The sequence below is a fragment of the Pontibacter pamirensis genome (genome assembly GCF_010015475.1).
GTDB lineage: Bacteria > Bacteroidota > Bacteroidia > Cytophagales > Hymenobacteraceae > Pontibacter > Pontibacter pamirensis.
The window spans coordinates 157547-183652 of record NZ_SSNI01000006.1; the positions used below are offsets into that span (position 1 = coordinate 157547).

At 48.4% G+C, this 26106-nt stretch carries 24 protein-coding genes; 12 read left to right on the top strand and 12 right to left on the bottom strand.

Translation table 11 applies throughout. From position 1 onward, the window contains the following. Positions 1–13: 13 nt before the first annotated feature. Positions 14–562 carry a Cj0371 family chemotaxis-regulating polar lipoprotein gene (locus E1919_RS07755; protein ID WP_162052780.1) on the bottom strand — a complete coding sequence of 183 codons (549 nt, stop codon included), beginning with the start codon at positions 560–562 and terminating at the stop codon, positions 14–16. Positions 563–716: 154 nt separating this feature from the next. Further along, entirely contained in the window at positions 717–1532 is an 816-nt protein-coding gene (murI, locus tag E1919_RS07760; RefSeq protein WP_162052781.1) for a glutamate racemase, read from the bottom strand. 318 nt (positions 1533–1850) lie between these two features. On the opposite strand from murI, the gene E1919_RS07765 reads away from it, so the two are divergent. The 3 genes from E1919_RS07765 to E1919_RS07775 all read left to right on the top strand — a co-directional run bounded on the left by E1919_RS07765 (position 1851) and on the right by E1919_RS07775 (position 4816). Further along, positions 1851–2351, top strand: coding sequence for an RDD family protein (locus E1919_RS07765; protein ID WP_162052782.1), 501 nt, complete (start codon positions 1851–1853; stop codon positions 2349–2351). A gap of 93 nt (positions 2352–2444) precedes the next feature. Next, the gene (locus E1919_RS28250; RefSeq protein ID WP_162052783.1) at positions 2445–2834 is read left to right on the top strand and encodes an SPW repeat protein; all 390 of its coding nucleotides are present in this window, start codon (positions 2445–2447) and stop codon (positions 2832–2834) included. Between the two features lie 95 nt (positions 2835–2929). Then, positions 2930–4816, top strand: coding sequence for an ABC-F family ATP-binding cassette domain-containing protein (locus E1919_RS07775; RefSeq protein WP_162052784.1), 1887 nt, complete (start codon positions 2930–2932; stop codon positions 4814–4816). Between the two features lie 67 nt (positions 4817–4883). Here E1919_RS07775 and E1919_RS07780 read toward each other — a convergent pair whose 3' ends face one another. The 5 genes from E1919_RS07780 to E1919_RS07800 all read right to left on the bottom strand — a co-directional run bounded on the left by E1919_RS07780 (position 4884) and on the right by E1919_RS07800 (position 10384). Beyond that, positions 4884–5987, bottom strand: coding sequence for a hypothetical protein (locus E1919_RS07780; RefSeq protein WP_237144129.1), 1104 nt, complete (start codon positions 5985–5987; stop codon positions 4884–4886). A gap of 168 nt (positions 5988–6155) precedes the next feature. Beyond that, positions 6156–7259: a sulfatase-like hydrolase/transferase gene (locus E1919_RS07785; RefSeq protein WP_237144136.1), complete on the bottom strand. Its 1104-nt coding sequence runs from the start codon at positions 7257–7259 to the stop codon at positions 6156–6158. 194 nt (positions 7260–7453) lie between these two features. Further along, positions 7454–8134: a hypothetical protein gene (locus E1919_RS07790; RefSeq protein ID WP_162052785.1), complete on the bottom strand. Its 681-nt coding sequence runs from the start codon at positions 8132–8134 to the stop codon at positions 7454–7456. Between the two features lie 147 nt (positions 8135–8281). Beyond that, positions 8282–9397, bottom strand: a complete 1116-nt coding sequence (locus E1919_RS07795; RefSeq protein ID WP_162052786.1) for a CaiB/BaiF CoA transferase family protein — start codon at positions 9395–9397, stop codon at positions 8282–8284. Positions 9398–9631: 234 nt separating this feature from the next. Further along, positions 9632–10384, bottom strand: a complete 753-nt coding sequence (locus tag E1919_RS07800; RefSeq protein ID WP_162052787.1) for a YebC/PmpR family DNA-binding transcriptional regulator — start codon at positions 10382–10384, stop codon at positions 9632–9634. A 654-nt stretch (positions 10385–11038) separates the two neighbouring features. Between E1919_RS07800 and E1919_RS07805 the strand changes: the two genes are divergently transcribed. The 3 genes from E1919_RS07805 (at position 11039) to E1919_RS07815 (ending at position 14125) form a co-directional block, all read left to right on the top strand. Continuing rightward, a complete protein-coding gene (locus tag E1919_RS07805) occupies positions 11039–12502 on the top strand; it encodes a DEAD/DEAH box helicase (RefSeq protein ID WP_394351750.1) in 1464 nt (487 codons plus the stop codon). A gap of 141 nt (positions 12503–12643) precedes the next feature. Continuing rightward, positions 12644–13252, top strand: coding sequence for a bifunctional nicotinamidase/pyrazinamidase (gene pncA / locus E1919_RS07810; RefSeq protein ID WP_162052788.1), 609 nt, complete (start codon positions 12644–12646; stop codon positions 13250–13252). 153 nt (positions 13253–13405) lie between these two features. Beyond that, positions 13406–14125, top strand: coding sequence for a hypothetical protein (locus tag E1919_RS07815; RefSeq protein ID WP_162052789.1), 720 nt, complete (start codon positions 13406–13408; stop codon positions 14123–14125). A 150-nt stretch (positions 14126–14275) separates the two neighbouring features. Here the strand turns inward: E1919_RS07815 and E1919_RS07820 are convergent, their stop codons facing one another. From E1919_RS07820 to rocF, 4 genes are all read right to left on the bottom strand, one after another. Further along, complete coding sequence (locus tag E1919_RS07820) at positions 14276–15214, bottom strand: 1,4-dihydroxy-2-naphthoate polyprenyltransferase (protein WP_237144130.1); 939 nt, start codon at positions 15212–15214, stop codon at positions 14276–14278. 52 nt (positions 15215–15266) lie between these two features. Beyond that, positions 15267–15884: a glutathione peroxidase gene (locus E1919_RS07825; protein ID WP_162052790.1), complete on the bottom strand. Its 618-nt coding sequence runs from the start codon at positions 15882–15884 to the stop codon at positions 15267–15269. 113 nt (positions 15885–15997) lie between these two features. Then, positions 15998–17788: an arginine--tRNA ligase gene (gene argS / locus E1919_RS07830; protein ID WP_162052791.1), complete on the bottom strand. Its 1791-nt coding sequence runs from the start codon at positions 17786–17788 to the stop codon at positions 15998–16000. Beyond that, positions 17788–18759 (bottom strand): arginase, encoded by a 972-nt coding sequence (gene rocF / locus E1919_RS07835; protein ID WP_162052792.1) that lies wholly within the window; start codon positions 18757–18759, stop codon positions 17788–17790. The genes argS and rocF overlap by 1 nt, the downstream gene beginning before the upstream one ends. Before the next feature lie 204 nt (positions 18760–18963). Here rocF and E1919_RS07840 point away from each other — a divergent pair, with 204 nt between their 5' ends. Next, a complete protein-coding gene (locus E1919_RS07840) occupies positions 18964–20364 on the top strand; it encodes a type III PLP-dependent enzyme domain-containing protein (protein WP_162052793.1) in 1401 nt (466 codons plus the stop codon). A gap of 98 nt (positions 20365–20462) precedes the next feature. Further along, positions 20463–20627: a hypothetical protein gene (locus E1919_RS27325; RefSeq protein WP_202915877.1), complete on the top strand. Its 165-nt coding sequence runs from the start codon at positions 20463–20465 to the stop codon at positions 20625–20627. Positions 20628–20662: 35 nt separating this feature from the next. Here the strand turns inward: E1919_RS27325 and E1919_RS07845 are convergent, their stop codons facing one another. Then, on the bottom strand, positions 20663–21193 hold the full coding sequence (locus E1919_RS07845; protein WP_162052794.1) for a D-glycero-alpha-D-manno-heptose-1,7-bisphosphate 7-phosphatase: 531 nt from the start codon (positions 21191–21193) through the stop codon (positions 20663–20665). Between the two features lie 141 nt (positions 21194–21334). Here E1919_RS07845 and hemG point away from each other — a divergent pair, with 141 nt between their 5' ends. The 4 genes from hemG (at position 21335) to E1919_RS07865 (ending at position 26087) form a co-directional block, all read left to right on the top strand. Then, positions 21335–22681: a protoporphyrinogen oxidase gene (gene hemG / locus E1919_RS07850; RefSeq protein WP_162052795.1), complete on the top strand. Its 1347-nt coding sequence runs from the start codon at positions 21335–21337 to the stop codon at positions 22679–22681. Between the two features lie 17 nt (positions 22682–22698). Next, complete coding sequence (locus E1919_RS07855; protein ID WP_162052796.1) at positions 22699–23433, top strand: polyprenol monophosphomannose synthase; 735 nt, start codon at positions 22699–22701, stop codon at positions 23431–23433. Positions 23434–23724: 291 nt separating this feature from the next. After that, complete coding sequence (locus E1919_RS07860) at positions 23725–24669, top strand: TerC family protein (RefSeq protein ID WP_162052797.1); 945 nt, start codon at positions 23725–23727, stop codon at positions 24667–24669. A gap of 314 nt (positions 24670–24983) precedes the next feature. After that, entirely contained in the window at positions 24984–26087 is a 1104-nt protein-coding gene (locus tag E1919_RS07865) for a 3-deoxy-7-phosphoheptulonate synthase (protein WP_162052798.1), read from the top strand. Positions 26088–26106: the final 19 nt, after the last annotated feature.

The window sequence follows — 26106 nt, forward strand, 5'->3', positions numbered from 1 at the left end:
TGTCGCGTAAAATTTATGCCCCGGCTCCGCCGCTGCGGCCTCTGAAGAAGCCGCTTCTGCCTGAGGCTGGCGCAGTGGCGCGTTGCCTGTAGCTCTGCACGTTCTGTCGCCAGGAATCTGTACGGTTAATCAGGTTAGGGTTGGCATAGTAAGCGGGGCGGGGTGACATCATGCGGCCGGCCATAAAGCCCATGCCGCTCCACCAAAGCACACTGCCCAAACCAAAGCCACCCTGCTGGTAAGTTTGCTGATTGTCTGAGATTGCCTTCATCTGGTTCTCCAGTTCCAGCCCCTGCAGCGTGTCTACACGACCGTCTTTGTGCTTCAGTATAGCCATGCTCTGGCCGGGAGCTGTGGTACGTTCATCTGTTATTTTCCATTGGTCCGGGGCCTCCTCCGTCAGTTCGGTTACTATGCCATCCGGCACGGCTACTTCACTATCTGCATTCCATTCGTCCTGGCTGCCACTGTTTCCACAGCTGGAGAGGCCCATGCAAGCGGCGGCAGCCACTATAAAGGCATTCCGCTTGAAATCGCCAATAGAGAGGTATCTTTTTTTCATCTGTTATACTAGGGTGTGGTTCAAGGTATTCTATTCTACGGAAATTATGCTGTACTTGTAACTTTTGAGCGGAAATATTCATGGTTTTCACCTGTTCTCCACCATTTACATCAGGTTCCAGACATCATCAACCGGCCATACTCTATAAAAGTACTTACTCCCACAGCGGATAATGCTCCAGGTGTACCTGGCGCTTAAAGAAAATGCGGGTGCTTTCTTCAAAAGAGCGGGTAAAGTCAGAGACGTAAAATTTATGGTCTCCCACCAGTTTCTCAGAGGCCATATCAAGCTGCTCCAGGTAAGCTTTTACATGCTGCGCTACAATCTGGCTGGCGTCCAGCACATCTACCTCTCCTTCATAAAAGTTCTCAATCTGCTTTTTGATAAGCGGATAATGTGTGCAGCCGAGTATAAGCGCCTCTATGCCCTCCAAACCCGGATCGGATAAATAGGTGTGGATGACACTCTCCGATATAGAATCGTTGAAAAAGCCCTCTTCTATCATAGCAGCCAGCAAAGGCGTGGCATGCGACTTCAGGTTGATAGCCGCATCCAGTTCGTCCACCTTTTTACGGTACACATTAGAGTTCACCGTCTGTTTGGTGCCGATCAGGCCAATTGTTTTGTTTGGATATGTCTGCCCAATGTGCTGCACAATGGGGTCAATTACGTTCAGCACCTTCGCTTTGCTCCCAACATACTCCTTCACCAGCTCGTAAGCTGCCGCTGAAGCTGAATTACAGGCAATCAGAATGAGCTTGCAGTGCTGTTTTATGAGTAAATCGCAGATTTTAACAGCATACGACTGTATAGCGGCTGTAGACTTATCACCATAAGGCAAATGGGCGGTGTCGCCGAAGTATATTAGGCGCTCGTTCGGTAATACATTGATAATGGCCTGCGCAACTGTAAGGCCGCCAATTCCGCTGTCAAAAATGCCGATAGGCCTCTCTTTTTTATCCTGAATCATAATGAGCGAATTTAATTAAAAAGCCAGTAAATGCCACTTTGCCTAATAAAATAGGTTTGTTTACTTCTTTCCAACCTTCCCTGGAAATCAATTCCTCATCAGAAAAGTTAAACTATAAAGACCACAGGTACCACGATAGCGGCAGCAAAATTAATTATGTTTAAATATTTGTTGCTTTAAAACAATACCTCTAATTTAGAACTGAATAAGCTCAACAACAGAGTCGTTCTGAGGGCTTGGTTCAGAGGAGACATCATTTGACGAAGAAATACAAAGCAGAAAGCAAGGCAGCCTGACAATTAAAATATAAATATTGCTATGCAGAGAACTTTTACGCTTCCGGCACCTACAGTAAGAAAAGCTGCTTTATATGGCAACCTAACTGCGCGCCTCATAGCTTTTCTGGTAGATACCACACTCCTTGTGTTTTCTTACTCTTTCGTGCTCTATGGCATCAGTGACGCTCCACAGCAGGCATATACCTGGCAGGATATCTTCCGGAATGGCGTAAACCTGGAGGAGTTGTTTAGCTTAAGTAAACTTCTGTTCCTCAACCCGTACTTCCTGGTCATGCACTGGCTCTATTTCACGGTGCTGCATTCTTCGCTTAAGCAGGCAACCATCGGCAAATATACTTTGGGGCTGCGGGTAACCGACCTACGGGGAAAGCGTATCAGTTTTGCAAGGGCAAACCTTCGCTATTTCTCTAAATTCCTCTCTGTTATACCGCTTTGCCTCGGTTTCCTGCTGTTGCTTTCCACGCGTCGCAAGCAAACACTGCACGACTACCTTTCGCGCACAGTAGTTGTAACAGACTAACCATCCATTCACCAAAAAATTGGATTCTTTTGCCTCACTTTTTTCAGCCAGCCGTATAAACGTGTATTGTAACAAACTGGAAGGAGGAGGATTATGAGATTTATTCCCACCCGTTTTCACGGGATATTAGATTATATTTACGGACCATTGTTAATTGTATCACCATGGTTATTCGGTTTCAGCGATGTTAGCTACGCTACATGGACGGCTGTGATAATAGGTATAGCACTTACAGTGCAGACTGTTATGACCGATTATGAAGTAGGTATCATAAAGAAGATACCAATGAAAACCCACCTGATGCTTGACTTTGGTATTGGTGTTATATTAGCGCTAACACCATGGATGTTTGGGTTTGCTGATGAAGTGTACACGCCGCATTTGATCTTCGGTATATTCGCTATTCTGGCTTCGCTTACTACACACCGTGTACCAAGCGAATCATATAGAAGAGAGCATGCGCAGGAAGAAAGAGCGCGTTAAATAGTAAGATACTCTATTACAGAAGCAGGCTGGCCAAATGGCTGGCCTGTTTTATTTTGCCTGCACCTGTGCAGATAAATAGCTAAATTTGCAGTATGAATTACCTATCAGCAGACAACATATCCAAAAGCTTCAGCGAACGCTGGCTTTTCAAAAACCTGAACTTCGGCATCAGCCAGGGCCAGCGCATCGTTTTAGTGGGTGTGAATGGCTCCGGCAAAACAACTCTACTGAATGTACTCGCCGGCCATCTGCCTCCTGATGAAGGAAGTGTGAGTGTGCGAAAAGAAGTCTCCATCGGCTATCTGGGCCAGAATCCTGTGTTTGATGAGGAACTGACCGTACACCAGAATATCTTTTCCGGCCAGAGTGAGACGCTGGACCTGATACGGGACTATGAAGCCGCTATGGCAAACCCAGACACGACCGGCGAGAAAATGCAGGAACTGATGGAGCGCATGGATGAGCTACAGGCCTGGGACTTTGAAGTAAAGGTAAAGCAGGTGCTCTCCAAATTGGGCATCAACAACTTGGATGCAGTTATCAAGAACCTATCCGGTGGGCAACGCAAGCGTGTGGCCATGGCCCGTGTACTGATAGAGGAACCTGATCTGCTAATCATGGACGAACCTACCAACCACCTAGACCTTGATACCATTGAATGGCTGGAAGGAATGCTGTCGACGCAGAACACTACACTGCTGATGGTGACCCACGACCGCTATTTCCTGGATAAAGTAGCCAACGAGATTGCGGAACTCGACAACGGAGAAATTTATACCTACAAAGGCAACTACAGCTACTTTATAGAGAAAAAGGCAGAGCGCGAGGAAGCTGCCGTAGCCGAAACAGAGAAGGCCCGCAACCTGATGCGCAAAGAACTGGAGTGGATCCGGCGTATGCCGAAGGCGCGCGGCACCAAAGCGAAATATCGGGTAGATGCCTTTGAGGAACTTAAGGAAAAAGCCGCTAAGAAAACAACCGGTCCTCAATTGGAGCTTTCTGTTAAAACCACGCGGCAAGGCGGTAAAATCATTGAGGTAGAGCACATCTCGAAGTCTTTCGGTGAAAAGAAGATTGTGGACGACTTTACCTATGTGTTCAAGAAGAAAGACAGAATAGGCGTTGTTGGCCCTAACGGAGCTGGTAAATCGACGTTTCTGAATATGCTCACAGGTAAGCTACAGCCTGATTCCGGCTTCATAGACCCTGGTCAAACCACTGTCTTTGGTTATTATACGCAGGATGAACTTACTTTCCGGGAAGACCAGCGTGTGATTGATATTGTAAAGGACATTGCTGAGGTTGTGGAAATGGCAAACGGCGAAGTAATCACAGCCAGCCAGTTTCTCCAGCACTTTCAGTTCCCTCCGGCGCAGCAGTACACCTTTGTAAGCAAGCTAAGCGGAGGCGAGAAGCGCCGGCTGCAGTTGCTGCGCGTCCTTATCAAGAACCCGAACTTCCTGATTCTCGATGAGCCGACAAACGACCTGGACATCATCACGCTGAATATTCTGGAAGATTTCCTCCTCAATTTCGGGGGCTGCCTGCTTATTGTGAGCCACGACCGCTACTTTATGGACCGGCTGGTGGAACACCTTTTTGTTTTTGAAGGCGAAGGCGAGATCCGCAACTTCCCGGGCAATTACACCGATTACCGTGAGTGGCAGAAAGAGCAGGAACGGGAAGAAGCCAAACAGGCCGCTGCCGCGCCTGCAGTGGCAACACCGGCAGTAAAAAAAGAAGAGACAGGCAACAACAGCAAACGCAAAGCCTCTTATGCAGAGCAGAAGGAGTATGAGCAGCTGGAAAAAGACATTGCGCAACTGGAGAGTCGAAAAGCCGAGCTAACCGAGACCATGACCGCTGGCACCACCACCGACCATGAGCAGCTTACCGCCTGGGCCACTGAACTGGAGAACATAAACAATTCCTTAGAAGAGAAAGAATTACGCTGGCTGGAGCTTTCTGAAATAATGTAGGTTTCAGGATATGCGAATGCAGTAACACCACATGGCCTGAGAAGCAACAGAAGCTTCTCAGGCCATTTTATTTTAGTCCTGTGATCACAACCGTGCCTTTGCTGTTCTGCTCCCCTACACGTACAATTTTCTTATGAAAAGACTTTGGGTCATTGATGGTTTCATAGAATTCGTCTAAGAACTTAAGCGTCTGCTTCCGGTATCTTTCATCAATAAGGCTGTTTTGCTGATAGATAGTATAAAAGTTTGTTTTGTGCCTGTTAAAAGTATTGATAACTTCTTTGTAAGTCTCATCCGGAAAACTGTAGCCCCTGAACAAGCGATGTCGCACAGAGGTGATACCCAACTCAGGAGGAGGCACCGCATAAGGCGTTGACACTATCCCTGAATAATCAAAGTCATATGGTACCGGAAAGGGAGCCTGCAGAGAGTCGAGGGACAGCAGCCTTATGTTGTGGCGATAGGGCACAGACCAATCTGTGTTACCAATCATGTACTGAAACATAGCCACCTTTGCCATAGCAAGCTTATTTGTCTCATCCATTTTTAACGCCAACTCTTTCTTTACAATCTCACCTTTGTTTCTTCTGGCCATATCAACATCATCCTCTAAAAGGAAACCATACTGGCTCTCTGTTTTCCTTTTACCTGCCTGGTCTACATATTCAATCTTACAAAGCCTGGCCCGAAAGCTGTGGTCTGTAATCGTGTTATAAAGCTTATAAACCAGGTATTCACGCAACACGTACTCATGCCCGTTGCAGTGCGTCACCAGTTTCAGTTTATTAACTTTCCCAAACACCGTTTTCTCCACTGTTTTTCGGGAGAAGTTCAGCATCAGGGGCGGAAAACCGCATATTGTTGGGTCGCGGCGGCGATTACCCCGCACCATTATCTTAAACGGCACTAAAACCTCCGTGCCGCCTTTATCTTTGTAGGAGATAACAGCCGGGTGATATCCTCTCTCCTCCCCCCTATCTTTCAGCACTGTCTTCATATCCATTGTAATTCTGAACTGAAGCACCTCTTCGTTTTTAAACAAAGGGTTTTCCTGCTGATCAATAGATACTGAACTAGCAACAGGAAGTGTGTCTGTTTGTATCTGTGCCTGAGGCTGCAGGGGAACAAGCAACAATAAACTAACAAGGAAATATAAGAAGTAATTTTTCATATCTGCTGCTTATAATTACCAGGTATGCTCCCCGGTGTTACTTATCCGGCAGGATAGAAAATGAGATTGTGTAAAGTCATGCTAAGTCGGAGGTGGCCACAGCCTGTTTAGGATTACAAGCACTCTTTATACCTGTGGCAGGCTGCTTTTACTTTTGGCTATACAGCCTCACTTAAACAGCTCTTTTATTACCTGCCCCTCTAACACTGCCGGTTCCATTTTAACCGTTATGCGTGCGGCGTTCATTCCTGGCGTTGCCAGTGTAGAGTCTACAGCAAACTCTACCATCGTGGTGTCAGGCTTTGGCACTAGTACGGCCGGGTCCATTTTAAATCCAAGCAAATGGGCCACTGTAGGGGCAATATCAACTAACGTATACCTGGCCTCTACCTCTCTGCCTTTTTTGAAATCGGGCCCCAGTGCCAGTAAACTAATCTTCTGGCATCCTTCACAGTTGTCACCATGCTCCATCCAACCACCGTCTACTCCGTCTAGATGGCGTCCATGGTCGTTGGTGATGATAAGCGTCGTTTTTTTCCTGTAAAATGAATTCCTGCTTACAAAGTCCCATAGCTCTTTTACATACCTGTCGGTCCTGGAAATACCCCTTAGGTAGTTCTCTGAATTACCTGCGTGGGCATAGCCATCGGGCTCCATAAAATTGATAAGCATCAGGTTGGGCTTATGCGTGGCCAGTATACTTATCGCAGCCTCCAGGGTAAGGGAGTCCATGCGGTAACCTGAGCCAGGGCCACTTATACCACCGTTGAAGGATGGCTGGTAAGTACCCTGCCAGTCGGGCCTTTGGGTATCGGTAAGTATATGCAGTTTATCCTTGCTGGAGACAATCCAGGCAGCAGTGGCGGGCTTACCGGATTGCTTTAGAAAATACTGAAAAATAGATGGGTTGGCAGGGAGTTCCTCTCCGTAGTTGTCTATAGGTTGGTTTACGCCAGTTGTGATAGCCGCGTGTCCGGAGTTGGTGTATGTGTAGGCATCGTTGTAAAAATTTTGTAGAAAGCCTCCTTTGCCTTTGAGCTTCCCAGACATGTTGGGGATAAGCCCGGGCGTAGCAGCCCAGGTTTCGGAATAGCGCGGGCCGTCAATCACCACGATAATTACATTCTCTGTTCGTAGCGGTTCACTTTGGAGTGATTTGGTGGCTGGCTGAGGCGACGCGCAACTCATCAGCACTGCCAATGCTGCTATACACAGCTTTGCACCGGATCTGACAACTCTTTCTACGTCCTTCATGGAAGCCCAAAACCCCATCACGATAGCAGTTTAGGTATGCCTATAGCTGTATTACATCTAATTCTATATACGAATAATATAGAAATAAAGGCATTTGATATCTCAAATTAGATTTAGCCCTGTAACAAAAGCTGGCAACCAGTTGACAGGAGAGTGTGGCATAAGAATGAAGCCCGATGCAATGAACCGGGCTCCTTTCTTGGCTGGTTTGCTTAGTGTGTCAGTTCGTGACTGATTTGGAAACCGAGTTTGCGCGGTTTTGTCAGTTGTGAGTTATCAAGTTTCTGCTTCAGCGTGGTGCGTTCGATATCGCTTACATCCTGCCCCATCAGGTCATTGTTTACGGCTGCAATCATCGCGCTTTCCACTATAGTCCGCAGCGCCTTATCGCTGATTCTGTTTGCTTCCATATTGGAGATTTTATCTTTCGGCAAGTCCAGCTGTCTCACTCCCTCAATACAAAAGTGCTTTTCTATATTGATGAGCATGCGCCCGACCAGGTAACCGGGGTCATCCAACCGGTTGTACTTGATGGTATCAGCCATAAAATTATAGGCCATAATATGCCCGAAGAACCTGCGACGGAAGTCTTCCTCTACATAGTCGCTCCGCATGATTTCATAATCATCCGGAAACGTAATGATGTTGGAGTGCATCACGAATACAAGCAAGTCACCGGAGAACTTTATTTGAAACTCATGCTCTCCTATGTTTTTGTATTCGATAAGCACGTCGCCATCCAACCTTGTTATCCGCTCTGTCAGTTCCGCAACCAAGTCCTGCGAAATCTCCTTCATACGGTTAAAGACTTCTTTGGTATTGCGGTAAATGGCCTGCTTCGTCTTGGACTTCTGATGCAGCCCATTTATAATATCATCTAATTTATCTTCCATAATTCATTATACGGTATCCAATAACGTGTTGATCTCTATAATTTACACCTGAAACGGGTACTTTGTTTAAGTACTTATAACAACAAAGACAGCCAGTAAATAACAACAGCAAGCTAAAATCCTTTTCCTTGTAGTCTTCCAATTGTTTTACTGTTTCTCACCGTAGCCGGGCGGTGGCGTGACTTCTTTCCGCTCCTGCCCTGCCGTCTGAAACGCCACCTGTCGTATTCCCGGCTTCACTCCCGGATGATGCAACAGCATGTGCTGTGCCTGTGGCAGCTTAAATACTTCAGGAATGGTATTTACAGCGCCTGCCGGCACTTGTTGCTGGTGGAGCCTCTGCAGCAAGTGTTCCCGCTCCTGCTGCAGTATTAGGTTACCCAGCAACTGGCTTACCTCGTTACGGTGCTGCACGCGATTGTAGTTGGTGCTGTACTTTGGGTTGTCGGCAATTTCCGGCACGTCAAGCACCGCACACACCTTTCTGAACTGCCGGTCGTCGCCGATAGCCAGCACCAGTTGCTTTCCGTCTTTTGTGGTATACGCGTTGCCATAGGGCACAATGCTGGGGTGCCCGGAGCCCAGGCGCTGCGGGTTGTGGCCAGCAACCAGGTACGCTGTCCCCTGGTTTGCAAGCGCCGACACCGCCGCCTCTAGCAACGACACCTGCACCAACTGCCCCTTTCCGCTTCGCTCGCGGTGCAGCAGCGCCACCAGCAGACCTTCCTTCAACTGGTGCGCCGTGAGAATATCCATCAGCGCAACCGGCATTTTGGTGGGTGCTCCGTCAGGTTCCCCGTTCAGGTACATAAAGCCGCTCTCGGCCTGCACCACGGCATCGTAGCCTGCCCGTTTATCTTCAGCCCCATAACCCGTAATGTGCCCATATATCAGGCGCGGGTTTATATCACAGAGTGTTCCAAAATCTACTTTCAGCTTTTCGGCATCTCCGGGTTTGTAGCTGGCAATGACGACATCAGCCTGCTCTACCAAGGCATATAGCTGCCTCAGGCCGTCCTGCTTTGTCAGGTCCAGTGGCAGCGACTGCTTTCCCCAATTGGCAGCGCAGAAGTAGGCAGGCGTGTCTGTGTCAGCCGGTTCGGTGCTGACTTTCCAGCGGCGCGTTACATCCCCCTGCGTGGCGGCATTCTCAATTTTAATGACCCTGGCCCCCAGTTCTGCAAAGAACTGCCCCACGCTTGGCCCTGCCAGCACACTTGCCAGTTCCAGCACCAGCATATCTTGGAATATCGGGTTCTGCATATTTTGATTGCTTATATCTCAGGCATTCGCTTAATGGCATATGTTTGCCACTGTTCACAAACATAATAATTTATCTGTTATGCCCCAGACAGAGAGGGTGGCGCAATCTAAAGGGCGGTGCTAGTGGTGTCCGTCCGTGGCTAAGCCGCCTTGAAACTAACTGACAGGGTTCTAAAACTAAAAAGACGGAAACAAATCATATCCCCGTCTTATCATAAGCGAAATGCCTATAACCTACTCCAGTTCGGCCAGCACCTCTTCGCTTAATTCGAGGTTGTGGTACACTTTCTGAACGTCGTCATCGTCTTCCAGGGCATCTAATAATCTCAGAATCTGACGCACAGCTTCAGGGTCGTCTACTGTTACCATAGTTTGGGGTATTCGCTGCAGTTCGGCATTTTCCACTTCCAGGTTCAGCTCTTCTATTTTCTTCTGCATCGCCCCGAAATCTTCCATAGCACAATATACCGTGATATAATCTTCCTCGAACTCTAGTTCCTCGGCACCGCCATCTGCCAGTTCCAGCATCAGTTCCTCTTCCTGCACGGGGTGCTCCGGGTCCTGCTTCACGCTAAAAACACCTTTCCTGTCAAACAAAAACTCGACAGATCCATTCACACCCAGGCTGCCGTTCCCTTTGTTAAAGATAGTGCGCAGGTTCTGTACCGTACGGTTAATGTTATCTGTCAGGCATTCTATAAATACAGCCACGCCATTCACAGCATACCCTTCATACGTCACCTCGCTATAACCGCCGTCTGTGCCTTCCCCCTTCGATATGGCGCGCTCTATATTGTCCTTCGGCATGTTAGCAGCCTTAGACTGCTGTATAGCCAGGCGCAGGCGCGGATTGGCATCAGGGTCAGGCCCTCCTGTTTTTACCGATACTGTTATCTCTTTTATCAGTTTCGTAAATATCTTAGAGCGTTTTGCATCCAGAGCACCTTTTTTGCGCTTTATCTGCGACCATTTGTTATGTCCTGCCATATACTGAGTTATCTGTTGGATGAGTGGAACTTACCGTCCTCCTTATGGAGGAACAACCCAAAATAAGGTATAGATTCCTACTGATGCATAAAAAGAGCAGCCCTGCGCTGTGGCAAGGCTGCTCTTTCAGTAGAATATAGTAGTATAGGTTTATGTATAGGCGCTGCTTATAGCATAAACATAAAGATAGCATTGATAATGTTCACGCCTAACAGTAGAAAGAAGTTAGGTGAATCTTGTATAACCTTTTTCATAAATATATAAATTAAGATATATTAAATTAGATGGTATTTGTTTTGTAATACATGAAGTTTTACGCCTGCCCCGAAACAAGGTTGCAGCCCGTATAACTTTTTAAATAAATATTATAATATATAAGTATTAATATTTATTAATGTTAAACATTATCTACTCGTAGCCCGTTGTGGCAGGCACTGGAGCAGCACTAAAGCTTTAAATATTTTAAAAACACTATATAATTGTTATAATTTATACAAATATAATACTATGTATTAAATTAAAATATTTTAGATAAAAAATGTTTACAATGTCACTTTAGAGCAACAAATATTTATTTATGTTATCTTTACCATGCAGACACTCTACATAAAACTTATGTAAGAGGAATTAGATGAAACATAACACACCCATATTTTGACTTTTAGTTCATTTAACCTACACGACGATGTATTAACGGGGATCAACTCCATGGGCTACAACAGCCCCACCCCCGTGCAGGAACAGGCTATTCCACTTATACTGGACCAAAAAGACATGATTGCCTGCGCCCAGACAGGCACCGGCAAAACAGCAGCCTACCTGCTTCCGCTTATCGACAAAATATCTCATGGAAATTTTGAGCACACCAGCACCCTGATTCTGGTGCCAACGCGTGAGCTGGCCAAGCAGATAGACGAGCAGGTGGAAGGCTTCGGATACTTTGCCTCTGTGAGCTCTATTGCCATCTACGGAGGCAATAAGGGAGATGACTGGGATCAGCAGAAGCGCGCCCTCACCACAGGTGCCGATATCATTATTGCCACGCCAGGCCGCTTGCTCTCGCATCTTGCCATGGGCTACGTAAAGCTTGACCAGCTGAACCACTTGGTGCTGGATGAGGCAGACAAAATGCTGGACATGGGCTTTATGGACGACCTCCTGAAAATCATTAACCAGCTGCCAAAGCAGCGCCAGACGCTGCTTTTCTCGGCCACCATGCCCCGCAAAATACGTGACCTGGCGCAGCAGATTCTACAAGACCCCGCTGAGATAAACCTGGCGGTTGCAAAACCAGCCGAGGGAATAGACCAACGCATCTACCTGACTTACGACAACCAGAAGCTGCCCCTGCTGGAGCACCTGCTGCGTGAGCTGGACGTGCAGAGCATGATTATCTTCACCTCCCGCAAATCGAATGTGAACCAGATTGTGCGGTCGCTGCTGAAGATGGGATTCACTGCAGAGGGCATCTCCTCGGATATGACGCAGGACGAACGTGAAAAGGCACTGCAGGGCTTTAAGAACAAGCAATACCAGATTGTAGTCGCCACCGACATCCTCTCCAGGGGCATCGATATCGACAGCTTGAGCCACGTGGTAAACTTTGACATGCCGCAGGATGCAGAGGATTATGTGCACCGCGTGGGCCGTACGGCACGTGCCTCCTCTACTGGTATGGCCATCACGTTTGTAAACGAGAAAGACATGTACCGCGTGCAGAAAGTGGAGCGCCTGATTGAGCGGGAAGTGCCCAAGCTGCCACTTCCGGAAGATTTCGGTCCTGGCCCGGCATATGACCCTGGCAAACGCCATGATGGTGGCAGCTCCCGCCACCGGGGTGGCAACCGCCCTGGTTCAGGAGGCAGCGATAAAGGCCACCGCAGCAAGCACCACAGGGGAGGCAGTAAGCCCGCAGGCCCGCGTCTCGACGAAGGCAACAACAGGCCCATAAAGGCTGCGAACCATACGCCTCGTCCTCGCCCCGAAGGAGGAGACAAGGCAGCTGTATCAGGCGAAGGAAGCGGCGACAAGAGGCGCAAAAGCAACAACCGAAACCGCAACCGTGGGGGCGGTGCATCAGGTCAGGGGCCGAAAGAGGAAAACCAGCCGGCATCGTAAAGTAAACAAAACATTGACAGCCAGAGCCGCTCTATAAAGCGGCTCTGGCTGTTTTATAGCGTTACCAAAGGTTGCTCGCTCACTTCTGTAATCAGAACAAACCTCTCTTCACTGACGCAGGTAAAACAGTAATTGAAAAATATGAAGGCTTTATTATTGATCGATATACAAAACGATTTCTTACCGGGTGGCGCACTGGCTGTGCCTGAAGGCGACGCCATTATCCCGGTTGTAAACAGGTTGCAGGAGCAGTTTGACCTGGTAATAGCGACGCAGGACTGGCACCCAGAAGGCCACAAAAGCTTTGCCTCTAACCACGCCGGCAAAAAAACTTTTGAGGTAATTGAGCTGCAGGGCCTGAAGCAGGTACTCTGGCCGGACCACTGCCTGCAGGGTTCAACCGGTGCCGCATTTTCAGAAGCGGCAGATATGCGCAAAGTGGAAGCCATCTTCCGGAAGGGTATGAACCCTGAAATTGACTCGTACAGCGGCTTCTACGACAACGGCCATCTCAAGAGCACCGGACTGACAGATTACCTACGGAGCAAAGAAGTAACAGAGGTATACCTGGCCGGCCTGGCCGCTGACTATTGTGTATACTTTACCGCGAAAGACGCGCTACAGGAAGGATTTAAAGCTTATGTCATAGAAGATGCCACACGCGCCATCAGTCCGGAAGGTTTTGACAAAGCGAAGGCAGACATAGAAAGCAAAGGAGGCAAACTGGTGCAGAGCCATACCTTAATCTAAAACACCTGCCTGCACCAGTACCTGAGAAGATTCAGCACCTGCTAAATAGTTAAAATTTATACCTGTTTGTAGATCATTTATTCCTAAAAAAAACTAAATTCATAAACATTTGATTTAAAACAGGTTCGCTTAATTAATCTTAATTGTGTAGCTATGAAAAGAACAGGAACGGGCATTGTTATATGTATGTTGTTAAGCGGCGGCAGCCTTGTACAGGCCCAGCAGGCTGCCTCAACTTTCCGGGTAAAACCCGGGGAAGATCCCGTCAAGGTGATTCCGGTTGAGCTTCAGTACCGCTACCCTTCCTTTCAAAAGGGAAAGGTAACTTACATGAACGGCAACTTTACGGCGGCTACATTCAATTATAGTAATCTGCTTGGAGAGGTGCAGTTCATCACTCCCAAAGGAGATACCATGGCCCTAGCTGGTGAACCTTCGCTTGTATCCGTTTTGGTAGGCGAAAGCACCTATCTGCATAACAAGGAAGAGGAATTTCTGGAAGTTGTGGCAGATTTTAACGCCGTAAAACTGGGAAAGAAACAAAAGCTTGAATTCGCCGGAGCCGACAAGGTAGGAGCTTATGGTCAGGCTTCCGGAGCCTCCTCTATCAGAAATACAAGTACGGTAATAGGCAGCAACAGCCAAAGTTATGCGCTGCAGCAAAAAGGCGATGTGGTATTTTCAGAGAAGGTAGCCTATTTTCTGGTAGACGAAAGAAACCAGTTCTATAAAGTGACTAAACCGAGTATCCTGAAGCTATTCCCTAAGCACAGAAAAGAAATAAACGCTTATTTAAAGGAACATTCTCCTAATCTGAGCAACGAGGAGGATTTGAAGAAATTGCTACAGTTCTCCACCAACCTGGGCGTCTAAAGCCGATGCTTGCTACAGAAGCTTTATGCACTGTCTCATTCTGAAGCAGGATAGTTGAAGGTATAAGTCAGTTTGACCCATGCACTTTCATGAGCACCTGCTTCAGAATGAGTTAAAACAAACACTGGCAGCCTTTTAAAGCTGTACCAACTACACCACCTGACCTATCCCGAACAGCAACACGAACAGCAACGTGGTTAGGGCCATTTGCTTCAGGTATGGGTCCAGTTCCTGGGAAGTCTGCTTGCGCCACACATTTGCTCCGTTCACCAGCACCAGCGGCAGTGCCAACACGAACAGGAACTGCCAGGGGCTTTCGTAATTCATTAATACGTAAGCAAAAGCACTTGCCACGCCACCCAGCAGCAGCAGCACGTGGTAGATGCGCGCCCGCTTTGGCCCCAGCCGCACTGGTATAGAGTTTTTACCGGCCAGGGTGTCAGACTTAATATCGCGGATGTTGTTGACATTGAGCACGGCTGTGGAGAAAAAACCACAGACCAACGCCGGAAGTATCACCACCGCCTCCAGTTCCTGCGCCTGCAGAAAGTAGGTTCCCAGCACACCCACCAGGCCAAAGAAGATGAACACGAAAATATCGCCTAAGCCGGCATAGCCATAAGGTTTGTCGCCGGCGGTATAGTTGATGGCAGCCCAGATAGAGGCCAGCCCCAGCACCAGGAACACCAGGAACAGCAGTATACCCTCTGTTCCGAATACTACCCACAGCAACAGCAGCCCTGACACCAGTGAGAGCAGGCTGAAAACCAGCATCCCCTTCTTCATCTGCTCCGCTTTTATATACCCGGCCTGCACTGCCCGCTTCGGTCCCTCACGATGCACACTATCGGCACCATGTTTGGTGTCGCCGTAGTCGTTTGCAAGGTTTGAGAGTATTTGCAGAAAGAGGGTAGTCAGTACACAGAGGCTGACAATCGTTGCGTCGAACGTATTGTGAGCGGCAGCCATAAAGCCTCCCATTCCGATACAGGAAAGCGCCAGCGGAAGCGTGCGTGGCCTAAAAGCCGAAATCCAGGCCTTTGCCAGACCTGGATTCGGTGAAGTGGTTTGTTGAGATGTATTGTTCAACTTGTATTAACAGAAAAGTGAGGGCAACCTGATGCCTCCACACATTATATGATTATTGTCTGATAGCGGCTAATAGTTTCTTATCCATCGGCTTTACTTTAGATGGGTAAAAGGCTACTACGCTACCGTTCTCATCAATCAGGTATTTGCTGAAGTTCCAGGATGGCTCTTCCTTGTTAGGGGCGTTTTGCTGCAGCCACGTGAAGAGCGGGTGCTTGTCCTCGCCTACCACGGATACTTTCTCGAACATAGGGAATGTAACACCATAGTTCTTCTGGCAGAAAGAAGCAATCTCCTCGTTACTGCCTGGCTCCTGGCCGCCAAAGTTATTTGCCGGGAAACCGAGCACCACCACCTCGTTGCCATGTGCTTCGTGCAGTTGCTGCAACTCGGCATATTGTGGTGTATAGCCGCATTCAGAGGCGGTGTTCACCAGCAGCACTTTTTTGCCTTTGTAATCAGAAAAATTCACGTTTCTGCCATCCAGCGTCTTCATCTGAAAACCATAGAAATCGCTGGTTTGTGCATTCGGGTTTGAGGTAGTTTCTGTTGCCATCGTTTCTGAATCTGAGGTTAAGTTCTGGCTTGCACTGTTCTGGCAAGCTACAAAAACAGCAAGCAGGCCCATTAACGCTGCTGCCTGTAACATGAAAGTAAAAGTTCTGGTCATGCTATACGACTAAATTTAACAAAATACCTCTTAAGCTGCTCTTCTAACAGAAAAGTCTGCCACATGTTTCGTAAAATGTGCGGCAAATTAACCCTTATAATTAACAAGAAATCTTACATCCTCTCCGGCACCTCAATACCCAACAGGCTCATGCTGTGCCGGATAAAGCGGGCTACCATGGCAGACAGTGCAATACGGAAATTTCGCGCCTGCTCGTCAGTTTCGTTGAAGATAGACACCTCCTGATAAAAGCGGTTGTATGCCTTCGCCAACTCATATCCATAGTTTGCAATTACAGACGGCGCAAACAGGTTCCCGGCTTCTTTGACCACAGCCGGATAATTCACCAGTTGCACAATCACCTCCTGCTCCGTCTCGTGCAGGCTTTCTACTTTATCAAAAGCGGAAACATCCACGGTTATACCCATTTCGCCTGCCTTGCGAAGTATAGCGGAAATACGTGCGTGTGAGTATTGAATGAATGGACCTGTGTTGCCCCGGAAGTCAATGGACTCCTGCGGGTTGAACAGCATGCGCTTCTTCGGGTCTACCTTCAGCAGGAAGTATTTCAGGGCACCCATCGCCAGGGTATGGTAAAGTTCCTTTGCCTGTTCATCGGTGAAGCCTTCAATTTTCCCCAGTTCTTCCGTCTGCTGGCGCGCGGTGTCAATCATTTCCTGCACCAGTTCATCTGCGTCTACTACCGTGCCCTCTCTGGATTTCATTTTGCCGGAAGGCAGGTCTACCATGCCGTAAGACAAGTGGTAAATGCCTTCAGCGTAGGGCTTGCCCAGTTTCTTCAGCGTAGCCTGCAGCACCTGGAAATGGTAGTTCTGCTCATCCGCCACCACATAAACCGATTGGTTGTATGGAAAGTCGTTATACTTCAGCTCAGCTGTGCCCAGGTCTTGGGTAATATATACGGAGGTGCCGTCAGCGCGCAGCAGCAGTTTCTCGTCCAGCCCTTCACCTGTCAGGTCTACCCACACAGAACCATCCGGCTTTTTAAAGAAAACCTCTTTCTGCAGGCCTTCCTCTACCCTTTCTTTGCCTAAGGTATAGGTCTGCGACTCGTAGTAGTATTTATCGAAATCAACGCCAATGTTGCGGTAGGTCTGGTCGAAGCCAGCGTACACCCAGCTGTTCATCTGTTTCCAGAGGTCAACCACGGCTTTGTCGTCCTGCTCCCACTTCAGCAGCATCTCCTGTGCCTGTAGCATGAGCGGAGCCTTTTTCTTGGCTTCCTCTTTCTCCATGCCCTGCGCCACCAGTTCGTCTACCTGCCCTTTATAAGCCTTGTCGAACAGCACATAGTACTTGCCCACCAGGTGGTCGCCTTTGATGCCGCTGCTCTCAGGTGTTTCGCCATTACCAAACTTCTCATAAGCCAGCATCGACTTGCAGATGTGTATACCCCGGTCGTTTACAAGGTTCACCTTCATCACCTCGTGGCCGTTCGCTTTCAGTATTTCTGCTGTGGAATAACCCAGGAAGTTGTTGCGCAGGTGGCCCAGGTGTAAAGGCTTATTCGTGTTGGGGGAGGAGTACTCCACCATCACGTTCCGGCCGCTCGGCTCCCCCTGCCCGTAGTTTTCGTCCTGCATTAGCCCTTTGAACAAGCGCAGCCACTCCTTCTCTTCTATCTCCAGGTTCAGGAAACCTTTCACTACGTTGAAGTTTTTTACCTCCGTCGTGTTTTCCTTCAGGTGCTCTCCCAGTGCCTGGCCAATCTGCTCCGGGCCTTTGCCTACTTGCTTGGTATAGGGGAAAGTAACAAAGGTAAATGTGCCGGCAAACTCCTTGCGGGTAGGCTGCAGGGCAATTTGTGAGGCATCAACAGAAATAGAGAACAAAGTTTGCAGCGCCTGACTGATGCTTTGGCTAAGAACGTTTTGAAGTTGCATTAATGTATCGTTGTACTTTTTAACTCTCGGTGTAAAATAGCAGTGGTAGCCGTCTCCAGAATCTCGAAGGCATTCTCGGCCATGGTGTTCTCCGTATCCAGCGTCGGGTTTATCTCCGTCATTTCGTAGCATACCACGCGGGGGTCCTGCAGCAGGGCGAAGTTCAGTTCCTGTGCTTCCTCTACAGTTAAGCCAACCTCTACCGGGGTTCCGGTGCCTTTAGAGAACTTGGAGTCGAGGCTGTCGACGTCGAACGACACGTAAAGAATATCACAATCGCGCAGGCGCTCGAGCGTTTCTTCGGCCACCTTTTGGGCTCCTTTTTGCGCAAACTCTTTATAGGTAAAGTTCTTGATGCCGTGCTTCTCCATCAGGTAGTCTTCCGGCTCCTCCGTGTCGCGCACTACAATGTATACCAGGTGCTCCGGCTTTAGTTTTGGTCCCTCATACCCCAGTTTCTTAAGCGAGTTCCAAAAGAAAACAGTCTCTTGGGCAGGGTCGTTTATCTGGCGCTCCAGGTTATCAATGTTCAGGGCCATGGCCAGCGGCATACCGTGCACGTTGCCGGATGGAGAGGTATACGGCGAATGGATGTCAGCGTGTGCATCAATCCAGATAACGCCCAGCGTTTTGTCCGGGTAAGCGGCTTTTACGCCGGCTATCGTGCCGTGGGCGTTCGAGTGGTCGCCTGCCAGCACCAGCGGGAACATGCCCATGCCAATAGTTTGCTCTACGGCATTCACAATGTTCTTCTGCACCGTCAGGATACTATCAATACGGTGCGCGTTGGGGAAGACATCCTTGTCAAAAAGGGTGTAGTTGAGGTCGGGAACGCTGACAGAGTTGAAACGCTTGAAATAGTCAGACCCCTTGTCTAGGCACGCCACCTTCAAGGCCTCAATGCCCATACTCGCCCCCCTCGTTCCGGCACCCAACTCCGATCTTACTTCTATCAGTTTAATTTTCTTCATATTATCACGTTAGCTCTTCACTGGCACCTGTTTTGCAAAAAGCTGTCGTTGCTACATGCAAAACGCCGGTGAATTTATTTTATGAGCTTTTTTGTTTGAATCACAGTATATCAGACTGCGTTTTACATTATCTGAACAAACTTTTTGCAAAGATGGTAAATAACAGTCAATATTGCATTTTTTCTTATATCACGACCCCTATAAATGGATAAATACACAGACCTCATACATCAGACGTTTGATTTCCCTACAGATGAGTTTCAGGTAGTAAATGATGAACTGCAGTTCAACGGTATTCCACTGATGGACCTCATCAAAGAATATGGCACTCCTCTTAAATTAACATACCTACCCAAAATCGGTTCCCAGATTCAGAAGGCAAAGCGCTTGTTCGCAGAGAATATAGAGAAACTGGACTATAAAGGCTCTTACACCTATTGCTACTGCACCAAAGCTTCTCATTTTTCTTTTGTGATGGAAGAGGCTTTGAAAAACGGTGTTCATATCGAGACTTCTTCCGGTTACGACATGCAGATTGTGCGGGCGCTGCACAGGAAGGGCAAGATAGACAAGAACACATATATTATATGTAACGGCTTTAAGCGTGAGCGCTACCGCCAGTGGATCTCAGAATTGCTGAATGATGGCTTCGTAAACTGCATGCCGATACTCGATCACCTGGGCGAAATAGAGTATTACAAGGAGAACGTGAACGTGAAGACTAAGGTAGGCATCCGGCTGGCTTCTGACGAAGAGCCAAAGTTTGAGTTCTATACCTCCCGCCTCGGTGTGCGCTACGAAGATGTGAACCAGCTATATGAGCAGCAGATAAAGCCAAACCCTAAGTTTGAGCTAAAGATGCTCCACTACTTTATTAACACAGGCATCAAGGATACCTCTTACTACTGGTCTGAGTTAAGCCGGTTTCTGCGCAAGTACTGTGAATTGAAGAAACTGTGCCCGGAACTCGACACAGTGGATATCGGTGGAGGCTTTCCTATCAAAACCTCTATTCAGGTAGACTACGACTACGGCTATATGATACAGGAGATTCTGCGCATTATCAAGCGTATCTGTGCCGAAGAGGGGGTGCCGGAGCCAAACATCTTTACGGAGTTCGGAATTTTTACGGTAGGCGAAAGCGCCGCGAACATTTACTCTGTTTTGGACGCAAAGCTGCAGAACGACAAGGAACTATGGTATATGATTGATGGTTCTTTTATCACAAACCTGCCGGACGCATGGGCACTGAACCAGCGCTGGCCTTTGCTGTCAGTAAACCATTGGGACAAAGAATACCGTAGAATTCAATTAGGTGGCATGACCTGCGACAGCCAGGACTACTATAACTCGGAGATGCACTCATTCCAGGTGTTCCTGCCGAAGATACCGAAGGATGAGCCGCTTTACATTGGTTTCTTCCATACTGGGGCTTACCAGGAGCAGTTGAGTGGTTACGGCGGCATCAAACACTGCCTGATTCCTTCGCCGCAGCACATTCTGGTGGACCGCGATGAGAACGGCGAGCTAAAGCACTGGCAGTTTGCTCCGGAGCAAACGCCTGAATCTATGCTGAAAATTCTGGGCTACGAAGTAGAAGCCTAAATTCTAAATTAAAGGAACGGAATATTATGGCAAAATTGTTTGGCTTTTAAACTAATTGAATTATTTTTGATTTGAAATCCTCTGAAAAGTATACTATCATGAAGAAAGTTATTTTATTTGGCTCCCTGTGCTTAGCTTTGGGTATGGCCTCTTGCAAGACTTACTGTCCGGCTTATAACTATGCAACTGTTGAAAAACCGGCACAGCAAGAAGTAACGGCTACCACCCCTGCAGGCGAAGCAACTGATGTAGCTAAAAGCTAAACTGAACCACATTCTTTTCCATATAAAAAGCCGGCCTACGCCGGCTTTTTTGTTTTCTGCAGTATAAGTTGTGCAGCTTCCCACAGGTCCTGCGCCTGCCAAGGGTGTGTCTGCGCAGGGTGCTGCTCTCCCACCAGAATAGAAGCTACGCCTACTTTGGCCGCGGCCTGCAGGTCGCGTAGCGTGTCTCCCACCATCCACGACGCTCCTGCATCGATGTTATACTTAGCAATTGCCTTCTCAAACATCAGGCTGTCCGGCTTGCGCGACAGTGACTCTGAGTAATTGGGGTGGTGAGGAGCATAGTAGATGGCGTCAATCAGTGTATTACATGACTCCTGCAGCTTTTGGTGGCAGGCAAGCACATCGGTTCGCTGGTACAATCCTTTGGCTACGCCCGCCTGGTTTGTAACCACTATCAGCAAATAACCGTTTTCCTTCAGCAACGCCAGGGCCTCCGGCACACGTGGCAGCACCTCGAACTCCTCTAACTTATAGGTATAGTCTCCCCGCTCGCGGTTCAAAACACCATCGCGATCCAGGAAGACACATTTGTTATTTTTCATGGGTGAACAGGTACGGTTGAGGCGCTAAATTATAAAATATTACGTTTAGGTAAAGCAGCCAACGCGGCACAAGGTTTGAGAGGCAGCTGTAAAACTTTAACTGGTTATACTACGGAGGCACATTTACAAGTTTAGTTCGAAATGAGAGTAGCAATAATAGGAGCTGGTATATCGGGGTTAGCGTTGGCATACTACTTACAGAAGCTGGGTATCCCATATGATCTGTTTGAGGCTACCGCACACGTGGGCGGCAACATCCGTACAATGAAAGTGCACGAGTACCTGCTCGAGATGGGCCCTAACTCGCTGCAAAGCACGCCTGAGTTGAAAGACCTGGTGCGGGAACTGAAACTGGAGCGGGAAGTGATGTATGCCGCCCCTGAAAGTGATCACCGCTATGTTCTGCGCGCCGGCACCTATACCAGGCTGCCGTCTTCCCCTTTTTCGCTTTTGTCCAGCGATTTTTTCTCCTGGAAGTCAAAGTACCGTATTCTGAAGGAGAAGGACGTACCGCCTGCCGACATCGACTATGAAACAGTAGCACAGTTCTTCGAGCGGCGATTCGGCGGTAAAACAGCAGCGTACACCGTCAGCCCTTCTATGTCCGGCATCTATGCGGGAGACCCGGAGAAGTTGCTTATTAAGAAGGCGCTTCCCAAGCTGAAAGAACTGGAGATGCGGTACGGCTCCGTGCTGAAGGGGCTAGTGCAGCAGAAAAACAGCTATACCCGGCAGAAGACGTTTTCGTTTGCCAAAGGCATGCGCACCTTGCCCAAAGCCATTGCCGAAAAGCTCATCTCGCTGCATACCGAGCACCGCGTGGAGATGATTACGCGCAGCCAGGGTAAGTATATTGTTTCCTGCGCCTCCCCCGGCGACTACGACACCGAAGAGTACAACCTGCTGGTGCTTGCACTTCCCGCCTACCAGGCAGCAGAGCTCCTGCAGTACACGTTTCCTGGCTTTTCGGCAGCGATGCAGAACATCCATTACCCTCCCCTGGCAGTGGTGCACACGGTTTACAACCGCAAAGATGTCACATACTCTCCCATGGGATTTGGAGCCCTGCACCCGAAGTTAGAGCCCGCTTTTGCCACAGGCTCTGTCTGGAGCAGCTCTGTATTTGACGGGCGCTGCCGCCCGCACGAAGTGCTGTTTACGACCTTTGTAGGTGGAAGCCAGGCGCCGGAGAAAGCGCTGATGGAGCGACCGAAGCTGCTTCAGGCTGTGCATGAGGAGCTGTCGGCACTCCATGGTATTTCCGCCGATAAGCCGAACTTCCAGCACGCCTACCTCTGGAAGCATTCTATTCCGCAATACGACATGCACATAGAAGACGCCCATACAACGGCCAAAGACCTGGAGCAGGAAGGCCTTTTCATCTCTGCTAACTGGCAATCGGGGGTGTCTGTGGCAAACTGCATTCACTATGCAAAGGAGCTCGCTCACAAAATTAATTTAAAGCGCCCTCATGTCCTCAATAGCTGATTACCTATATTTGAGGTATGAAAGACTCGTTGGTGATCATCCCAACTTATAATGAGCGTGAGAATATTGAGGCAATGATCCGGAAGGTCATGCTGTTGGCCCACCCGTTCGACCTGTTGATTGTCGACGATGGCTCACCGGACGGCACAGCTGACCTTGTCCGGGACATGCAGTTCATGTACCCCGGGCGCCTGCACCTCGAAACCCGCAAAGGGAAGTTAGGCCTAGGCACGGCCTATATCCATGGCTTTAAATATGCCCTGCACCGGGGCTATGAATTTATTTTTGAGATGGATGCCGACTTCTCGCACAACCCTGACGACCTGATTCGCCTCTACCATGCCTGCGCCGTCGACGGCTACGACATGGCCATCGGCAGCCGCTACATACAGGGTGTAAACGTGATAAACTGGCCAATGAGCCGTGTGCTGATGTCTTATTTTGCAAGCGCTTACGTGCGCATGGTTACCGGTATGCCTATAGCCGACACAACTGCAGGCTTTAAGTGCTACCGCCGCAAAGTGCTCGAAACTATACAGCTGAATAATATCCGCTTTGTGGGCTATGCCTTTCAGATAGAGATGAAGTTCCTGACTTACAAATACGGCTTCAAGATAAAGGAAGTGCCTATCATTTTTACAGACCGCACCAAAGGCGTATCCAAAATGTCGTCCGGCATCTTTAAGGAGGCTGTGCTGGGGGTGCTGCAAATGAAAATCAACAGCTATTTCCGCCACTTCGACAGGTACTAAATAATATCCTCCGTTCTTCTTTTGCCCTGGTTTGATTGTGCCGATGAATGGCATGTCATTACGTTTTCCTGCAGTGCTTTCGTCAGTTCATCAGCAGGTGCCTCTGGGGTACCTGTCTTACTTGTTGATCAGTAGCATATTACCTACCTGCCTCTTTTCCTGCTCGTCTTCAGTTCAAATTATAATTCTTCCTCTTTCTTTAGAACTGTAGCCTTTTCCACTAAATTTACGGGTTACAAAATAAAACAGTACCTCTGGTTTTTAGAAGTAACACCTGTTTACCCCGCTATTATGAACAATATCCTTTTCTGGATTTTATTTAACGCTTTCGTGCTCCTGCTCCTTGGGCTGGACCTGTTTGTGTTTCACCGCAAAGAGCACGAAGTAAAGATAAAAGAGGCACTGCTCTGGAGCCTTTTCTGGATTATGCTCTCCCTGGGCTTTAATGTGGTCATCTATTATTGGCAGGGCCCTGGCCCGGCCCTCGAGTTCCTGACAGGCTATCTGATTGAGAAATCCCTGAGTGTCGATAACCTCTTCGTTTTTATCATGATCTTCAGCTACTTTAAAGTACCGCTCAAGTTTCAGCACAAGATCCTTTTCTGGGGTATTATCGGGGCGCTGGTGCTACGGGGAATATTCATCCTGGTAGGTGTAGCACTTATCGCTAAGTTTCACTTTATCATCTACATCCTGGGAGCTTTCCTGATTTTTACAGGAGTAAAGATGCTTTTCTCGCACGGCGCTGAAGAGGTACACCCTGAAGACAACCCCTTGGTGCGTTGGGTAAGCAAGCACATGCGCATTTCGAAAACTCCGGATGGAGCCAAATTTTTCACGAAACGTAACGGCAAGATCTACGCCACACCACTTTTCCTGGTGCTCATCATGGTGGAAAGCACGGATGTGGTATTTGCTGCCGATTCTATTCCGGCTATTCTGGCTATCTCGAAAGACCCTTTTATTGTATACACCTCTAACGTGTTTGCCTTGTTAGGGCTGCGGGCGCTGTACTTTGCCTTGGCAGGCATTATGCAGCTGTTCCATTACCTGCACTATGGCTTGTCAGCTATCTTAGTGTTTATAGGCGCCAAGCTGCTGCTAAGCGACATTGTGGAAATTGACATGCGCTATGCTTTGCTGGTGGTAGGTGCTATACTGGCTATTTCAGTTACTGCCTCACTTCTGTATCCTAAGCCGGAGGAGGAGATGCCAGAACCACCTATAAAAGAGTAATAAATAATAATTTAGTAAACATCATTAAAATTTATTAGAAATTAATCAACAAATTTTAAATTTACTTGTATACATAATAAATATTTATTTACTTTGATTCAAAATAAGCAATATATGAACAGGCTTGTCGCGCAAATTCTCACCAATTCGTTTAAGGTTCCCCACGCGGGGCTCCCATGGTAGTGCGTTGCACAAAGTTTTCGGACTAACAACACCTAGGAAGCCCCGCATAATGCAGGGCTTTTTTATTTAAACCATTTATCAATTCTTTACACAACAAGCCTCAGAAAGTAAAATTATTAACATACCTAACCATGAAAGCAACTAGAACCACCATCAGTTTAGCACCAGAGAGCAGCTTTCGGAACGCAGACGGTAAATTAGTGCTGATTGCTGGCCCATGCAGTGCCGAAAGCGAGGAGCAGATGCTAAAGACTGCCCAGCAGTTAAAGAGCATCCAGGGTATGTCAGTCTTCAGGGCGGGTATCTGGAAATCGCGCACGCGCCCTGATTCCTTTAAGGGAGTAGGCACGGTGGGACTACAGTGGCTTGCGATGGTAAAGAAAGAGACAGGCCTGCAAACTGCCTGCGAGGTAGCCAACGCTCAGCACGCGGAAGAGGCCCTGAAGCACGGAGTCGATATATTGACTATCAGCGGCAGAGCCACCGTAAATCCGTTTGCCATAGAAGAAATAGCCGCTGTACTGAGAGGCACGAACACCCCTGTGCTGGTAAATAACCCGGTATACCCAAACCTGGAACTATGGATTGGGGCGCTGGAGCGTCTGCAATATGCCGGACTAACTGATTTTGGGGTGATAAACAGAGGCTTCTCCAGTGATGAGCAGTCGCCGTACCGCAACCACCCGCGTTGGGACCACATGCTGAAGCTTAAGGAGTTGTATCCACAGCTTCCGGTGCTGTGTGATGCGGCCCATATTGCTGGTCGCCGCAGCCTGCTTTACCCAGTAAGCCAGAAGGCGGTGGATTTAGGGACAGATGGATTGCTGTTTGAATCGCATATGAACCCGGCTGCTGCGTTGAGCAGCCCGCAGCAGCAGTTGTTGCCGCAGGAACTTGATTTGCTCGTAAATGCTGTAGTCTCCAATGCTAAACTGGGAGGCACTACGGAACTGGTAGAGCAACTCGACGAGCTGAGCCAGCAGATAGGCAGCCTCGACGACGCGCTACTGGAACTGCTGTTGCGCCGGACTGAGGTTTCCAAAAAGATAAGTCAGCGCCGGATGGGCGACCTGCAGCCAAACCTGCAGATAACGCAGAAATGGCAGAAGCAAATGAATGATTGGCTGCAGCAGGCTGACCCGAACGCCGTAGACAAAGGATTTGTATTGTCCGTGCTAAGTGCACTGCAACAGCATAACAGCCAAAGCGGTGGTTTAGGATCTGCCGTAGCTTAAAAGCAAAAGCGCCTCCACC

Coding starts and splice junctions, on each gene's coding strand:
- E1919_RS07755 (WP_162052780.1), bottom strand. CDS start 562: ATGAAAAAAAGATACCTCTCTATTGGCGATTTCAAGCGGAATGCCTTT.
- murI (WP_162052781.1), bottom strand. CDS start 1,532: ATGATTCAGGATAAAAAAGAGAGGCCTATCGGCATTTTTGACAGCGGA.
- E1919_RS07765 (WP_162052782.1), top strand. CDS start 1,851: ATGCAGAGAACTTTTACGCTTCCGGCACCTACAGTAAGAAAAGCTGCT.
- E1919_RS28250 (WP_162052783.1), top strand. CDS start 2,445: ATGAGATTTATTCCCACCCGTTTTCACGGGATATTAGATTATATTTAC.
- E1919_RS07775 (WP_162052784.1), top strand. CDS start 2,930: ATGAATTACCTATCAGCAGACAACATATCCAAAAGCTTCAGCGAACGC.
- E1919_RS07780 (WP_237144129.1), bottom strand. CDS start 5,987: ATGAAAAATTACTTCTTATATTTCCTTGTTAGTTTATTGTTGCTTGTT.
- E1919_RS07785 (WP_237144136.1), bottom strand. CDS start 7,259: ATGGGGTTTTGGGCTTCCATGAAGGACGTAGAAAGAGTTGTCAGATCC.
- E1919_RS07790 (WP_162052785.1), bottom strand. CDS start 8,134: ATGGAAGATAAATTAGATGATATTATAAATGGGCTGCATCAGAAGTCC.
- E1919_RS07795 (WP_162052786.1), bottom strand. CDS start 9,397: ATGCAGAACCCGATATTCCAAGATATGCTGGTGCTGGAACTGGCAAGT.
- E1919_RS07800 (WP_162052787.1), bottom strand. CDS start 10,384: ATGGCAGGACATAACAAATGGTCGCAGATAAAGCGCAAAAAAGGTGCT.
- pncA (WP_162052788.1), top strand. CDS start 12,644: ATGAAGGCTTTATTATTGATCGATATACAAAACGATTTCTTACCGGGT.
- E1919_RS07815 (WP_162052789.1), top strand. CDS start 13,406: ATGAAAAGAACAGGAACGGGCATTGTTATATGTATGTTGTTAAGCGGC.
- E1919_RS07825 (WP_162052790.1), bottom strand. CDS start 15,884: ATGACCAGAACTTTTACTTTCATGTTACAGGCAGCAGCGTTAATGGGC.
- argS (WP_162052791.1), bottom strand. CDS start 17,788: ATGCAACTTCAAAACGTTCTTAGCCAAAGCATCAGTCAGGCGCTGCAA.
- rocF (WP_162052792.1), bottom strand. CDS start 18,759: ATGAAGAAAATTAAACTGATAGAAGTAAGATCGGAGTTGGGTGCCGGA.
- E1919_RS07840 (WP_162052793.1), top strand. CDS start 18,964: ATGGATAAATACACAGACCTCATACATCAGACGTTTGATTTCCCTACA.
- E1919_RS27325 (WP_202915877.1), top strand. CDS start 20,463: ATGAAGAAAGTTATTTTATTTGGCTCCCTGTGCTTAGCTTTGGGTATG.
- E1919_RS07845 (WP_162052794.1), bottom strand. CDS start 21,193: ATGAAAAATAACAAATGTGTCTTCCTGGATCGCGATGGTGTTTTGAAC.
- hemG (WP_162052795.1), top strand. CDS start 21,335: ATGAGAGTAGCAATAATAGGAGCTGGTATATCGGGGTTAGCGTTGGCA.
- E1919_RS07855 (WP_162052796.1), top strand. CDS start 22,699: ATGAAAGACTCGTTGGTGATCATCCCAACTTATAATGAGCGTGAGAAT.
- E1919_RS07860 (WP_162052797.1), top strand. CDS start 23,725: ATGAACAATATCCTTTTCTGGATTTTATTTAACGCTTTCGTGCTCCTG.
- E1919_RS07865 (WP_162052798.1), top strand. CDS start 24,984: ATGAAAGCAACTAGAACCACCATCAGTTTAGCACCAGAGAGCAGCTTT.